The sequence below is a fragment of the Helicobacter pylori genome (assembly GCF_017594925.1).
Classification (GTDB): Bacteria; Campylobacterota; Campylobacteria; order Campylobacterales; family Helicobacteraceae; genus Helicobacter; species Helicobacter pylori_DP.
Genome location: NZ_JAALNT010000026.1, coordinates 1 through 13,975 on the forward strand (window position 1 = coordinate 1; position 13,975 = coordinate 13,975).

A 13,975-nucleotide genomic window follows, 5' to 3' on the forward strand; every position below is an offset into this window, starting at 1 on the left:
ATAGTTCCTAGCGGAACTAAAGCATTCATCCCAAACACTAAAGATATTTGGGATTTCTGCTTGGGTGGTTTAGAAATTTAGAAAAAATTGCTTTAGATTTTAAAAGCGATAGACATAGTGTTTCGCAAAGAGCTTTTGAATTTTTTAGGTATATGAATTATCAAAATTTAAGCTTGACTGATAAAGGCAATATGTTTTTAGTGGCTAAGTTTTTTAAAGATAGCGCTTTACTTGTTAATATTGCTAGGTTTGAAATGAAAAAGATAGATGATAGTGTTAAAAATTCTAACCCACAAGACAATTTGTTAAATAAACAGAATTGGCTCAATCTTTTAGAACATTTAAAAAGACTTGAAGAGGAAAATTATTGTTTTGCTAAGAAGCGAAAAGAATTCTTAGAGACTAGAGCGATGGAGCTATCAAAAGATTTGAAATTTTTAACGCAAGCTAATGAAAATGATTTGCCCATTTATGAAAGAGGGCAAAGGGATAAAATCATTAAACGCTGTGAGAAATCGCTTAACTTTTTACAGAAAGAGTTGCAATGTTTTAAAACTTTATCAAAAAGTGCAAGCATAACTTTAGAAAGCTTGCAAAATAACCATCAAATCACAGCCATTGCACAAACCACACAAGAAAGCACAAACGCACTCAAAAAAATACCACTCAAAGATTTTAACAAAACCACTAATGAACCCACAAACCCTAACAATAACTATGAAATGGACTTTTAAAACCATTCATAAATTAAGTAACTTTATTTAGCGTATTTTTGAACCAATTCTTCTAAAGTGAAGCCTTTGTTATCGTCTCTCAATTGCTCTTTTTGGCATTGTGAAAAATTTTGCTCCACTTCTTCTTTAGTGTTAGAAGTGTCTAAAAGACAAGTTTTTAAGTCTTTTTGGTGATCTTGTATGAATTTGTCAAAGCGCTCCTTGTTGTTATAAATTTTGGCTTGCGATTGGGCACAGCTATCTTTAAGGCTGATAAACTCTTCTTTTTTGTGTTCGTTACGCTCCATGCAAATATCTGTAGCAAAAGCGATCAAGACATCTTTATTCTTCCTCAATAACCCCGCAGATTGCATAGCCAACTTGTTCGCATCAATAAAAGGGCTTTGTTTTTCTAATTTAGGGTTCATATCCAAAGCGATTTCTTTCAAGCTTTTATTGTCTAAATGCGTTCTTTGGCAATGGGTGGATTTTTTATAAGGGCTTATAAAAACGCCATTCATCAGAGTGGCTTTTTCTAATTTGGGATCAATTTTTTTAATGCAAAAAGAAATAGCTGATTTAACGCTCAATTCTTTAGAACTAGAATAAGGGTCGCTAAATTTTTCATGCACTTCTTTTTGGCATAGTCTTTCCTTGTTAGCTAAATTGGGTGCATTTTTAACGCATTCTTTGGTGAAGTAAGGGATAATGTATGGTTTATATTGTGCGTATTCTTTTTCAAACGCTTCTAATTGAGCGAGATTAATTAGTCTTTTTTGTCGGTCTTTTTGCTTTTCATAAGCGTTAGTTTTATCCATGCATTGTTCTTTTAGTTCTGGGTTATGGAAGTCATAGCAGCTAAAACGATGCTCTTGTTTTTGAATGATGGGCGTTAAAAGAGTGTTTAAGTAGGCATCGTTTCTTTTGAAACACTTATCTTTTAAGCCTTCATTAGTGAAATCATCGCATTGATACTGATTAGTCTTTTTAGTGATAATCGGTTCAATAAGCTCTTCTTGAACCTTTAAGCACTGATTTATCCCATCGTATTTCTCAGGGAAAGACCACATTTCTTTTTGGCAATCGTATTTTGGGTTGTTTTTAGCCTTAGTCAAGTGGTCGTTTAAAATTTGCTTGTCTAAAAACGCGCACCCACTCACGCCTAATCCCATTAAACATGCTAAAGCTCTCAACTTTAAAAGTCTTGTTTTTTTCATTTAAGCTCCTTGATATAAAAACACCATAAAATCACAACTTGCTCGCCTTATCTAAAAGCATTTGCTTCATTTCTTTTTTCTTGTGTTCTAAATAAAAAACAATAGCGTCTTGAACAAACACGCTTTTATTTTCTCTGAACGCTCCAAATTCATTCAAATACTCTTCTACGCTATTCATCACTTTCTCTGAAATATAGAGCGTGTGGGCTTTTTTCCTGTCTTCTTTTTCATGTTTGTTTGTTTCATGCTTGTTGGCATTCTCAAAGCGATTTTCTAAATCGCTCAACCTGTCTTTTTTAGTGTTTTTAAATTCCATATTTATCCTTTAAAGTAGATTGTTTTTAACATCATAACACAATTAAGCGTTATTTAGAATTAAACTATAAATTCTACCATTTCATCATTTTTTGATCCTTAAATACCCGCTCAATTCATCATAGAATTGAGACCATTCGTTTTTAGCTTTATTATCATTGTATTCCATCACGCCCATACCTTCACTCACTGAACGCTTATAAGCTATCCTTTCGCTTAATAGATTATCCAGTGAATTACCCAATCGCTTTAGCGGTTGGGTAATTCACAATCTATAAACGCATTTTTTTCTAAGCGTTCGCTATAAAGCAGATTCAAACCTTTCACACGATATTTAATAGAGCCTTTTCCTTGACTTTCAAAAAACATGGGCAAGATAAAACACACAAAATCACAACTTCTAGCATGGTTGATAAATTCTAACGCCATAACCCCACGATGCCCAAAAGGAGGGTTGCCCAAGCAAATCACTTTTTGATGCGTAGGCAATTTATAATTTAAAAAATCGCATTGAATAAATCCATCTCTTTTGGGTTCAATGTCTATACCAATGCGTCTATTTTTAGGAAACAAGTCATAAAACACCCCATCGCCTGCACTTGGCTCTAAAAAAATAAAGTCATCTAGATTTTCGTATTTTTTAATAACCTCACAAGCTTTTTGAAAGCATTTTAAAGCCACACTAGGCTTAGTGAAATACTGATCTAAAACATTGCTAGAATTTTCTTTCATCTCATTGCCATTGGCATAGCGTTTAGGGGTAACTTCTTTAAACAGGGTTTGCATGAAAAAACTTTACTATAAAATCACAAAATTTAACGCTGATTCTTTCCGATCGTTTAAAATCCTTAAATCATGCTTAAGAAAATCCTTAAAACTTAAAAATTTTCTTCTAAATACTTCGTGTGGATTTTTGCTTGCCTGAAATCCGCATTTTCAAGCATTTCAAGGTGGAAAGGAATGGTCGTTTTAATGCCTTCTACTTTAAATTCCTTTAAAGCCCTTTTCATCTTAGCGATCGCTCTTTCTCTGTTTTCCCCCCACACAATGAGCTTGCCAATCATAGAATCATAGTGCGTGGGCACGACATAATGAGCATGTGCATGCGAATCAAGGCGCACATTCACCCCACCAGGGGCGATCCATTCGGTGATTTTACCCGGGCTTGGGTAGAATTTTTTAGGATCTTCTGCAGTGATCCTGCATTCTATCGCATGCCCTTTGAGAGAGAAGCTTTCTTGCTTGGGCAATTCTTCGCCTTGAGCGATTTTAATCATCCATTCAATGAGGTTTAACCCGCTCACCATTTCGCTAATGGTGTGTTCCACTTGCAAACGAGTGTTCATCTCCATGAAATAAAAATCTTTCATGTTGGAATCTAACAAAAATTCAAAAGTCCCAGCCCCCACATAGCCGATGTATTTAGCGGCCTTGATCGCTGTTTCTAGCAAACGCTTACGAATGCCCTCTTCTAAAACCACTGCCGGGGTTTCTTCAATGAGCTTTTGCTGGCGTCTTTGCACCGAGCAATCCCTTTCGCCCACATGAATGACATTGCTGTGCTTATCGGCTAAAATTTGGACTTCAATGTGCTTGGGTTTGTTGATGAATTTTTCTAAATACACGCTCCCATCGCCAAACGCGCTCAAAGCTTCCGTTTCTGCGGCTAAATAAAGGTTTTTAAGCTTGGATTTATCTTCTACGACACGCATGCCTCTCCCGCCCCCGCCAGCGGCCGCTTTAATGATAACAGGGTAGCCGATCTTATCAGCGATTTCTTCAGCTTCTTGATAGCTTTTAAGCAACCCTTCACTGCCCTCAATCACAGGCATGCCGGCTTCTTTCATCACGCTTTTGGCTTTGGATTTGTCGCTCATTAAAGCCATGACTTTTGCGCTCGGACCAATAAATTCCAAAGAATGGTGCGAGCAAATCTCTACAAAATTCTGGTTTTCACTCAAAAACCCATACCCGGGGAAAATTGCATCCGCTTCAAACAATTCCGCCGCACTAATAATGGCCGGGATATTCAAGTAACTCTCGCTGGATTTTGCCCCCCCTATACACACTTTTGCGTTAGCCGTATTGAGGTAGTGGGCGTCCTTGTCAGCGATAGAATAAATGGCTATGGATTCTTTACCCATTTCTTGAATGGTTTGGATCGCTCTTAAAGCGATCTCGCCTCTATTAGCGATCAAAATGCGTGAAAGCTCTTTTTTTTCTACCTTTTTATTTTCTTTATTCACTTTGTTCATGGATTTTAAAGCTTTTCAACTTTGATGAGTTTCGTGCCGTATTCTACCGGTTGAGCGTCTCCCACTTCAACAGAAACCACCTTGCAAGGGTATTCCACTTCAATTTCATTCATGATTTTCATCGCTTCTACAATGCCCACGATTTGCCCTTTTTTAAGCGTATCGCCGGCTTTGACATAAGGCTCAGCCCCAGGGGAGGGCGCATGATAAAAAGTGCCTACCATAGGCGAAAGTACGAAATCTTCTTTTTTATCCACAATAGGGGTGCATACCATAGGCACAGGGGTTTGAGTGCTTGGCATGCTCGCTTCTACCATAATGGAGGCTGGAGAATGAGCGGGATTTAACGCATTTTTTTTCGCATAAGCGGATTCTTTATCCAAAACCAACTCAAAATGCTCATGCTTTAATTTCAAATGCCCTAAATCAGAAGCTTTAAATTCTTTGATCAACTCTTCAATTTCAGAAAGGTTCATAACGATCTATTCCTTATATTATTTTAAAATATGCCACAAACACATCATCTTACTAACCATAAGCGTTTTTAGCAAAAAATTATTGTTATAATAACATAATTATTAACAAACTTTAAAGGCTTTGTGTATATGGGATTAAAAGCGGATTCTTGGATTAAAAAAATGAGTTTAGAGCATGGCATGATTAGCCCTTTTTGCGAAAAACAAGTCGGTAAGAATGTGATCAGCTATGGTTTGAGCAGTTATGGGTATGATATTAGGGTGGGGAGTGAGTTCATGCTCTTTGATAACAAAAACGCTTTAATTGACCCTAAAAACTTCGATCCTAACAACGCGACTAAAATTGATGCGAGTAAAGAGGGTTTTTTTATCTTGCCGGCTAATGCGTTCGCCCTAGCCCATACGATAGAGTATTTTAAAATGCCTAAAGACACTTTAGCGATTTGTTTAGGCAAAAGCACTTACGCCAGGTGCGGGATTATCGTGAATGTTACGCCTTTTGAGCCGGAATTTGAAGGCTATATCACGATTGAAATTTCTAACACCACCAATTTACCCGCTAAAGTCTATGCCAATGAGGGGATCGCACAAGTGGTGTTTTTACAAGGCGATGAAGTGTGCGAGCAAAGCTATAAAGACAGAGGCGGTAAGTATCAAGGGCAAGTGGGCATCACTTTGCCTAAAATTTTAAAGTGATTTGAAGAAAGATAAATGTGCTTATCCTTTGGGCGTTGTTTATTTTTAAATACAAACAATACCGCAATTTCTCAAAAATGTATTATAATAAGAAACTTCAGTTTGATTGAGTTACACACTCTTTGAGAACAAAACGCTAAACCATTTAGGAAATTACCATGCTAAAACTCGTTAGCAGAACGATTTGTTTGTCTTTAATCGGCTTATTCAACCCTTTAGAAGCCTTTCAAAAACACCAAAAAGACGGCTTTTTTGTAGAAGCTGGGTTTGAAACTGGGTTATTAGAAGGAACGCAAACTAAAGAAGAAGCAACGGCTCAAAACACTCAAAAAATCTATGAAAACCCCCTAACCCACCCCCAAACTAAAGAACAGCCTAAAGAACAAAACAAAAGCGATACAGCCACCCCACAAAGCGTCTATGGGAGATACTACATCCTCCAAAGCACCATTTTAGAAAAAGCGACCGAACTATTCACCACGGACAATATAGAAAATGGCTTAACTTTTTATTCTCAAAGCCCTGTGTATGCGAATATGGTTAATGGGAGCGTAACCATACAAAACTTTCTGCCTTACAATTTAAACAATGTTGAGCTGAGTTATACAGACGCTCAAGGCAAGGTAGTCAATTTAGGCGTGATAGAGACTATCCCTAAGGATTCTCAAATCATTCTGCCTGCAAGCTTGTTTAATGATTCAGAATTTGAACAAGCTGATAGCTTTAATTACCAACAACTTCAAGCCACTGCCACACAATTTTCTGACGCTAACACGCAAAGTTTGTTTGAAAAGCTCAGCCAAATCACGACCAATGTAACGATGAGTTATGAAAACGCCGATACTAACAATTTTAAAGGTAATTGCCATGATTGTGTGTCAGATTTCACCCCACAAACCGCAGAAGAATTGACCAATTTAATGTTGGATATGATTGCGGTGTTTGACTCTAAATCGTGGGAAGAAGCCGTTTTAAACGCTCCTTTCCAATTTTCTAACAGCCCATCAGAGTGCGGCTCTGACTTTCCTAAGTGCGTGAATCCTTTCAATAACGGGCGTGTCGCTCCCATCTATGAAAAATACGTGCTAACCCCACAATCCGTTATAGATGCGTTTAGAAGAACGATCAATCTTGAAGTGAATATCCTAAAATCAGGGTTTTTAGGGCTAGGGTATGAACTTGATGATAATGATGGTAATCTAGGGATAGCCGCTTCTGCATTAAATCCCGAAAAATTGTTTGGTAAAACTTTGAACAAAGTTGATATTGTAGAATTAAGAGACATTATCCATGAATTTAGCCACACTAAAGGCTATACGCATAACGGGAACATGACTTATCAAAGGGTGCGTTTGTGTCAAGAAAACGGCGGAGCCATACAAGAATGTGAGGGTGGAAAAGAAGAATTAGTCAATGGGAAAGAAGAACTAAAATTTACAAATGGGAAAGAAGTGAAAGATCAGGATGGTTACATCTATGATGTTTGCTCTCGTTTTGGCGGCAAAAATCAGCCCGCTTTCCCCAGCAATTACCCCAATTCCATCTACACCAATTGCGCTCAAGTCCCCGCTGGGCTTATAGGGGTTACTACCGCTGTCTGGCAGCAGCTCATCAATCAAAACGCCTTGCCTATTAGTTTCGCTAATTTAAATAGCCAAGCCAACTATTTAGACGCCAGTTTGAACGCAAAAGCTTTTGTTGGCTCTGTGTTTAACGCATTCAATCAAAGTTTTTTAACTTCTAGCGCCCAACAATCTTTTAGAAGCCCTATTTTAGGGGTTAATGTTAAAATAGGCTACCAACATTATTTCAATGACTACATCGGGTTAGCCTATTACGGCATCATCAAATACAACTACGCTCAAACCAATAACGAAAAAATCCAGCAATTAAGCTATGGTGGGGGAATGGATGTGTTGTTTGACTTCATCACCACTTATACCAATAAAAGGCAAAACAATCCAACTAAAAAAGTTTTTGCTTCCTCTTTTGGGGTGTTTGGGGGGTTAAGGGGCTTATACAATAGCTACTATGTTTTCAACCAAGTCAAAGGAAGCGGTAATTTAGATATAGTTACTGGGTTTAATTACCGCTACAAGCATTCTAAATATTCTGTAGGCATTAGCGTTCCTTTAATCCAAAGCAATATCCAAATCGCTTCTAATAATGGCATCTATGCGGATTCTGTCATTTTGAATGAAGGGGGCAGTCATTTTAAAGTGTTTTTTAATTATGGGTGGGTATTTTAGGGGTTAAAAATTGGCTTTAGCTCAAGCTTTTTAGCAAAAAATTAAGATCTTAAGTTTTTAAAATTTTATTTTTAAAACTTTTGCAATACCCCCTAAATTTGCGCGATACTCGCTACAAACACGCACGCACTCTCAGATTTTAGCACCATATCTAACGGGATGCGATAAATTTCACGCTCTTTAAAATACCCTCTTTCTGGTTCGCTAAACCCCCCTTCAGGCCCTATGATAACGCCCTTTTCAAAATTCGCTCTTGCGGGCAAGGTTTCGCCGTTAAAATCCAAAACGCTCGCTTTTGGGTAGGCGTTTAACATTTCTTTGGTGTTTGAAAACGCTTCCAGTTCCATTAAAGCGCTGCGGCCGCATTGCTCGCAAGAATGAATCAAAATCTTTTGAAAGCGCTCTAATTTGGCGCTGTCTATTTTTTCATTACGCTGGCTAAAATCCGCATAGAATAAACTCAACTTGCTCACGCCTAACTGGTTTAAAAAAGGTAGGATTTTTTCAATGCTTTTGATTTCAATCACGCTTAAAATCAAATGCGTTTTTTTATTAGCCATAACCTCTAATAATCGCGCGCCCACTAGCTTTAAAAGGGCGTGTTTTTTAGTGATTTCTGCATGCTCATAGGTGTATAAAAAGCTGTCTTTTAAATTCCTTAAATCCAAACGACTCGCGCTTTTGATACGCCTTGAGCGGTATAAATGCGTATAACTCTCGCCCTCTATTTTTAAAACAGGCTCTTTGGCTAAAGGGTGATAGACAAAACGCATTCAAAGGCCCATTAACACAACAATAAGAATCGTTTCTAAAAAATACAAGATTTTAGCTTTTTTAATATACGCTTCCATCCTTTCTTTTTTAGTGATAGCGAATTTCACGCTTTTATGGCGTTTGATTTCTGCAATAAGCATCAACAACAGCCCTAAAAGCATGACAACAGCGCTAAAAGAAAATTCAAATTGTTGCATCGCCCAAATAAAAACCCCACTCAAAAGAGCGATGCTTAAAAGAATGTAAATCGCTGGCATGACAAGATAGATTTTTTTGTTCAATTGGATGAAATTTTTTTCTTTAAAAAGGGTGTAAAGATTGATCATAAAGGCTAGAGCGAGCAAGGCGGCAAAAAAGGCATGGATCAGCAAGGATTGAGCCATCACAGAAGAATCTTGTGTATTTAATACTTGCAAACTCATCTCTAACATTAACTTCTTTCTAACGATTTATTTTTTATTAATCGTTTTATTTTAGCATGCACTAATGAATTTGATCAATGAAAAGCTTAATAATTTAGAAAATAACGCCACAAAATCCCCCAAAGAAGCGGTTGTTCTTTTGAATATGGGAGGGCCTAACAGCCTTTATGAAGTGGGGGTGTTTTTAAAAAACATGTTTGATGACCCCTTTATCCTTACCATTAAAAATAATTTCATGCGTAAAATGGTGGGTAAAATGATCGTCAATAGCCGCATAGAAAAATCCAAAAAAATCTATGAAAAATTAGGAGGCAAATCCCCTTTAACGCCTATCACATTCGCCCTTACAGAGCGTTTGAACGAATTAGATCCTTCTCGCTTTTACACTTATGCGATGCGTTATACCCCCCCTTATGCGTCTATGGTCTTGCAAGATTTAGCCTTAAAAGAGGTAGAAAGCTTGGTGTTTTTTTCCATGTATCCTCAATATTCTAGCACCACCACCCTTTCTAGTTTCAATGACGCTTTTAGCGCTCTCAAATCTTTAGAAACTTTCCGCCCCAAAGTGCGAGTCATAGAACGCTTTTATGCTGACAAAAAGCTTAATGAAATCATTTTGAACACGATTTTAAGCACCCTAAACAACCGCAAAAGCCAGGATTTTGTCTTAATCTTTTCCGTCCATGGCTTGCCTAAAAGCGTTATTGATGCCGGCGATACTTACCAGCAAGAATGCGAACACCATGTGAGTTTGTTAAAAGAGTTGATGCAGCAAAAAAATATCCCTTTTAAAGAAGTTTTACTCTCTTACCAATCCAAGCTAGGGCCTATGAAATGGCTAGAGCCAAGCACTGAAGAGTTGATAGAAAAGCACCGCAAGTCTAACATTATCATCTACCCTTTGGCTTTCACGATTGACAATTCTGAAACGCTCTATGAATTAGACATGCAATACCGCTTGATGGCAGAGCGCTTGGCAATTAAGGAATATTTGGTTTGCCCATGTTTAAACGATTCCATAGAATTTGCAAAATTTATCATTGAATTAGTGAAAAACCTTAAAAGTGAGTGAAATTTGCATAAAAAACGATTATTATAGTAAAATACCGAGTTTTCAAATCTATTAAAAAATAAAGGTTATTACATGTTTTCACTTTCTTATGTTTCCAAGAAATTTTTAAGCGTTTTATTATTGATTTCGCTGTTTTTAAGCGCTTGCAAATCCAACAATAAAGAAAAGTTAGATGAAAATCTTTTAAGCTCTGGCTCTCAAAGCTCCAAAGAATTAAATGATGAGCGAGACAACATAGACAAAAAGAGCTATGCCGGTTTAGAAGATGTTTTTTCAGACAATAAGTCCATTAGCCCTAATGATAAATACATGCTTTTAGTTTTTGGCCGTAATGGTTGTTTCTATTGCGAAAGGCTTAAAAAAGATCTCAAAAATGTCAAAGAATTGCACGACTATATTAAAGAGCATTTTAGTGCTTACTATGTCAATATCAGCTATTCTAAAGAGCATAATTTTAAAGTCGGCGATAAGGATAAAAATGATGAAAAAGAAATCAAAATGTCCACAGAAGAATTAGCGCAAATTTATGCCGTCCAATCCACCCCTACGATTGTTTTATCCGATAAAACCGGTAAAACCATCTATGAATTGCCCGGCTATATGCCCTCTACGCAATTTTTAGCCGTGTTAGAATTTATCGGCGATGGGAAGTATCAAGACACAAAAAACGATGAGGATCTCACTAAAAAATTAAAGGCTTACATCAAGTATAAAACCAACCTTTCTAAAAGCAAATCCAGCTAGGAAAGTCTAATGAAGAATCTCAAAAGCCTGCTTTCTTTTTTGCTGGCTTCTTTTTGGGTCGCTATCCCTTTAATCGCACTCTACGCTTGCGCGTGCGCGATAGCCACTTTTATAGAAAACGATTACGGCACGAGCGCGAGTAAGGCTATTGTGTATAACACCCCTTGGTTTAATTTCTTGCATGCGTATTTGTTGGTGGTTTTAATAGGCACATTCATTAGCTCTAAAGCTTTGAAGCGCAAAAGATATGCGAGCCTTTTTTTCCACAGCTCCTTGATTTTAATCATTTTGGGGGCAGCCATCACGCGCTTTTTTGGCGTAGAAGGGCTTATGCATGTGCGAGAAAATAGTGCGCAAAGCTCTTTTGAAAGCGCGGACACTTACCTTAATATCACTCTTAATGACACCACCAAACTTTCTTTAAAAACGCCTTTAACCTTTTATTATTCCAAACGATTAAGACCTATTCATGCCACTTTAGATCACAAGCCTTTGATTTTAGAACCCTTAGAGATTTACAAGCAAAACGCCATTAAAAAAGATGACGCTACCATTTTAGTGTTAAAAGCGACCTATAACGGCGTGAGCCACAAATTCAATCTCATTAAAAACAACAGGAATGAAGGCATAGAAGAAAGCGAGGTGTTTAAAGACGACAAGCTCTCTTTAAGTTTTGGATCCGCTTACATTAAATTGCCCTTTCAAATCAAACTGAAGCGTTTTGAATTAGAACGCTACGCCGGCTCTATGAGCCCTTCATCTTACGCTTCAGAAGTGGAAGTTTTGAGATTGGATAACACTTTAATCAAACCTTATAGGATTTTTATGAACCATGTTTTAGATTATGAAGGCTATCGCTTTTTCCAATCTTCCTATGATACGGATGAAAAAGGCACGATCCTTTCTGTCAATAAAGATCCGGGTAAAATCCCCACTTATTTAGGGTATGCGATGCTTATTTTGGGGGCTTTGTGGTTGCTTTTGGATAAAAACGGGCGTTTTTTGAAGCTTTCACGCTTTTTAAAATCCCAACAAGTTGCTAGTTTCTTGCTCGCTTTAATTCTAGTCAGCCCTTTTGCTTCTTCGTTCGCCAATGAAGGCCAAATTGACATGCATGGGGGCAAAAGCGCTCAAATAGAACGACAAAATGTAGAAAATCCCGCTAATAAAGAGGATTCTAAAAGCGCGATTTTAGAGCGTTTGAAGCATTTAAGAGAATATTCTAAAGACCACTTAAAAGCCTTTCAAAGGCTTCAAGTCCAGGATTTTGACGGGCGTATCAAACCCCTTGACACCATTAGCATTGAATATATCCATAAGATTTTAAAAAAAGATGATTTTCAAGGGCTAAACGCCATGCAGGTGCTTTTAGGGATCATGTTTTTCCCCAATGATTGGCGCAGTATTAAGATGATTCACACTTCTAATAAAGCCTTAAGAAAGCTTATCGGCACGCCTTTAGACGAGAGCCGTATCGCTTTTAGAGATGTGTTTGATAGCCGTGGGTATAAATTAAAAAATCTGGTTGAAGAAGTCAATCAAAAATCCCCCAATGCACGCAACGAGTTGGATAAAGATGTCTTAAAAGTGGATGAACGAATTAACTTAGTCTATACGCTTTTTAGCGCTCAATTTTTACGCATTTTCCCTAGCGATAAAACCACCGCTTGGCTCTCGCCCATTGAAGCGATCAACAGCCCCAATAAAGAAATTTCAAGCGTGGCAACGGAATTTTTAAAAAATATTTTTAGCGGGTTTGATGACGCTTTGAAAACCAACCAATGGGATAAAGTAGAAAAAACCCTAAAAGATTTAAGCGTCTATCAGCAAGAGCATGCCAAAAACCTCTATTTATCTTCTTCTAAAGTGGATTCTGAAATTTTTTTAAACCACACCAATTTTTTTAACAGCCTGACCTTGCCTTATATCCTTCTAGGGTTATTGCTTTTTATCGTTGTGATCAGCTCTCTGGTTAAAAACACCCCCCCTAATATTTGGCTCACTAAAATCCTTTATATGGCTATCTTGCTTTGCGCGATCGCTCATTCTATGGGGCTAATCTTGCGCTGGTACGTGAGCGGGCATTCGCCTTGGAGCAACGCTTATGAGTCCATGCTCTATATCGCATGGGCTTCTGTTATCGCAGGGTTTGTTTTACGCTCCAAACTCGCGCTATCGGCTTCTAGCTTTTTGGCCGGTATCGCGCTCTTTGTGGCTCATTTAGGCTTTATGGACCCTCAAATCGGCCCTTTAGTGCCGGTGTTAAAATCCTATTGGCTCAATATCCATGTCTCTGTCATCACCGCTAGTTATGGCTTTTTGGGCTTGTGTTTTGTGCTAGGGATTTTAAGTTTGGTTTTGTTTATCTTGCGCAAACAAGGGCGCTTCAATTTAGACAAAACCATCCTTTCCATTAGCGCTATCAATGAAATGAGCATGATTTTAGGCCTGTTCATGCTCACAGCCGGGAATTTTTTAGGCGGGGTGTGGGCGAACGAATCTTGGGGGCGCTATTGGGGGTGGGACCCTAAAGAAACTTGGGCGTTGATTTCTATTTGCGTCTATGCCCTGATCTTGCATTTGCGTTTTTTAGGCTCTCAAAATTGGCCCTTTATTTTAGCGAGCAGCAGCGTGTTAGGGTTTTATTCGGTTTTGATGACTTATTTTGGCGTGAATTACTACCTTTCTGGCTTGCACAGCTATGCCGCAGGCGATCCTTTGCCGATCCCTACTTTTTTATACTTTTTGGTAGCGATACCTTTTATCCTTGTGATCTTGGCGTATTTCAAACGCCATTTGAGTTTGCCTAAATTGGTTTAAAGGGTAAAAATGTTCCAACCCTTACTAGACGCCTTTATAGAAAGCGCTCCAATTAAAAAAAAATTACCTCTAAATCTCCCCCCCCCCCTAAAAATCGCTGTGGCGAATTGGTGGGGAGGCGCTGAAGAATTTAAAAAGAGCGCTCTGTATTTCATCTTAAGCCAACGCTACAAAATCACTCTCCACCAAAACCCTAACAAACCCTCCGATCTCGTCTTTGGC

General features: G+C 38.0%; 11 protein-coding genes and 4 pseudogenes. 7 read left to right on the forward strand and 8 right to left on the reverse strand.

What is annotated here, in order from left to right; translation table 11 throughout:
- Positions 1 to 71 precede the first annotated feature (71 nt).
- Positions 72 to 734 (forward strand): annotated as a pseudogene (locus tag G6069_RS07455) (hypothetical protein); the annotation flags it as partial.
- Between the two features lie 23 nt (positions 735 to 757).
- Here the strand turns inward: G6069_RS07455 and G6069_RS07460 are convergent.
- From G6069_RS07460 to accB, 6 genes and pseudogenes are all read right to left on the reverse strand, one after another.
- Positions 758 to 1,930: a hypothetical protein gene (locus G6069_RS07460; protein ID WP_197293876.1), complete on the reverse strand. Its 1,173-nt coding sequence runs from the start codon at positions 1,928 to 1,930 to the stop codon at positions 758 to 760.
- Positions 1,931 to 1,961: 31 nt separating this feature from the next.
- A complete protein-coding gene (locus G6069_RS07465; protein WP_000394639.1) occupies positions 1,962 to 2,246 on the reverse strand; it encodes a hypothetical protein in 285 nt (94 codons plus the stop codon).
- Between the two features lie 84 nt (positions 2,247 to 2,330).
- Positions 2,331 to 2,477 (reverse strand): annotated as a pseudogene (locus tag G6069_RS07470) (ParA family protein); the annotation flags it as partial.
- A gap of 38 nt (positions 2,478 to 2,515) precedes the next feature.
- Positions 2,516 to 3,031 (reverse strand): annotated as a pseudogene (locus G6069_RS07475) (type II restriction endonuclease); the annotation flags it as partial.
- A 92-nt stretch (positions 3,032 to 3,123) separates the two neighbouring features.
- Positions 3,124 to 4,491 (reverse strand): acetyl-CoA carboxylase biotin carboxylase subunit, encoded by a 1,368-nt coding sequence (locus G6069_RS07480; protein ID WP_197293884.1) that lies wholly within the window; start codon positions 4,489 to 4,491, stop codon positions 3,124 to 3,126.
- Between the two features lie 14 nt (positions 4,492 to 4,505).
- Entirely contained in the window at positions 4,506 to 4,976 is a 471-nt protein-coding gene (gene accB / locus G6069_RS07485; protein ID WP_079362591.1) for an acetyl-CoA carboxylase biotin carboxyl carrier protein, read from the reverse strand.
- A 129-nt stretch (positions 4,977 to 5,105) separates the two neighbouring features.
- Between accB and dcd the strand changes: the two genes are divergently transcribed.
- Both dcd and G6069_RS07495 read left to right on the forward strand, forming a co-directional pair.
- Positions 5,106 to 5,672: a dCTP deaminase gene (gene dcd / locus G6069_RS07490; RefSeq protein ID WP_000523105.1), complete on the forward strand. Its 567-nt coding sequence runs from the start codon at positions 5,106 to 5,108 to the stop codon at positions 5,670 to 5,672.
- A 158-nt stretch (positions 5,673 to 5,830) separates the two neighbouring features.
- Positions 5,831 to 7,921, forward strand: a complete 2,091-nt coding sequence (locus tag G6069_RS07495) for a porin family protein (RefSeq protein WP_197293877.1) — start codon at positions 5,831 to 5,833, stop codon at positions 7,919 to 7,921.
- Positions 7,922 to 8,013: 92 nt separating this feature from the next.
- On the opposite strand, the gene G6069_RS07500 is transcribed toward G6069_RS07495, so the two are convergent.
- Positions 8,014 to 8,694 carry a 16S rRNA (uracil(1498)-N(3))-methyltransferase gene (locus G6069_RS07500; protein WP_197293878.1) on the reverse strand — a complete coding sequence of 227 codons (681 nt, stop codon included), beginning with the start codon at positions 8,692 to 8,694 and terminating at the stop codon, positions 8,014 to 8,016.
- Complete coding sequence (locus G6069_RS07505) at positions 8,695 to 9,126, reverse strand: hypothetical protein (RefSeq protein ID WP_197293879.1); 432 nt, start codon at positions 9,124 to 9,126, stop codon at positions 8,695 to 8,697.
- A 55-nt stretch (positions 9,127 to 9,181) separates the two neighbouring features.
- Here G6069_RS07505 and hemH point away from each other — a divergent pair, with 55 nt between their 5' ends.
- From hemH to G6069_RS07525, 4 genes and pseudogenes are all read left to right on the forward strand, one after another.
- On the forward strand, positions 9,182 to 10,189 hold the full coding sequence (gene hemH / locus G6069_RS07510) for a ferrochelatase (protein ID WP_197293880.1): 1,008 nt from the start codon (positions 9,182 to 9,184) through the stop codon (positions 10,187 to 10,189).
- Positions 10,190 to 10,261: 72 nt separating this feature from the next.
- On the forward strand, positions 10,262 to 10,933 hold the full coding sequence (locus tag G6069_RS07515; protein ID WP_197293881.1) for a SoxW family protein: 672 nt from the start codon (positions 10,262 to 10,264) through the stop codon (positions 10,931 to 10,933).
- A gap of 9 nt (positions 10,934 to 10,942) precedes the next feature.
- On the forward strand, positions 10,943 to 13,753 hold the full coding sequence (locus G6069_RS07520; protein WP_197293882.1) for a cytochrome c biogenesis protein: 2,811 nt from the start codon (positions 10,943 to 10,945) through the stop codon (positions 13,751 to 13,753).
- Positions 13,754 to 13,762: 9 nt separating this feature from the next.
- Positions 13,763 to 13,975, forward strand: a pseudogene (locus tag G6069_RS07525) (glycosyltransferase family 10 domain-containing protein); the annotation flags it as partial.

Bases quoted from the DNA above. Each gene is read 5' to 3' on its own strand.
- G6069_RS07460 (WP_197293876.1), bottom strand. From the start codon at position 1,930: ATGAAAAAAACAAGACTTTTAAAGTTGAGAGCTTTAGCATGTTTAATG.
- G6069_RS07465 (WP_000394639.1), bottom strand. From the start codon at position 2,246: ATGGAATTTAAAAACACTAAAAAAGACAGGTTGAGCGATTTAGAAAAT.
- accB (WP_079362591.1), bottom strand. From the start codon at position 4,976: ATGAACCTTTCTGAAATTGAAGAGTTGATCAAAGAATTTAAAGCTTCT.
- dcd (WP_000523105.1), top strand. From the start codon at position 5,106: ATGGGATTAAAAGCGGATTCTTGGATTAAAAAAATGAGTTTAGAGCAT.
- G6069_RS07495 (WP_197293877.1), top strand. From the start codon at position 5,831: ATGCTAAAACTCGTTAGCAGAACGATTTGTTTGTCTTTAATCGGCTTA.
- G6069_RS07500 (WP_197293878.1), bottom strand. From the start codon at position 8,694: ATGCGTTTTGTCTATCACCCTTTAGCCAAAGAGCCTGTTTTAAAAATA.
- G6069_RS07505 (WP_197293879.1), bottom strand. From the start codon at position 9,126: ATGTTAGAGATGAGTTTGCAAGTATTAAATACACAAGATTCTTCTGTG.
- hemH (WP_197293880.1), top strand. From the start codon at position 9,182: ATGAATTTGATCAATGAAAAGCTTAATAATTTAGAAAATAACGCCACA.
- G6069_RS07515 (WP_197293881.1), top strand. From the start codon at position 10,262: ATGTTTTCACTTTCTTATGTTTCCAAGAAATTTTTAAGCGTTTTATTA.
- G6069_RS07520 (WP_197293882.1), top strand. From the start codon at position 10,943: ATGAAGAATCTCAAAAGCCTGCTTTCTTTTTTGCTGGCTTCTTTTTGG.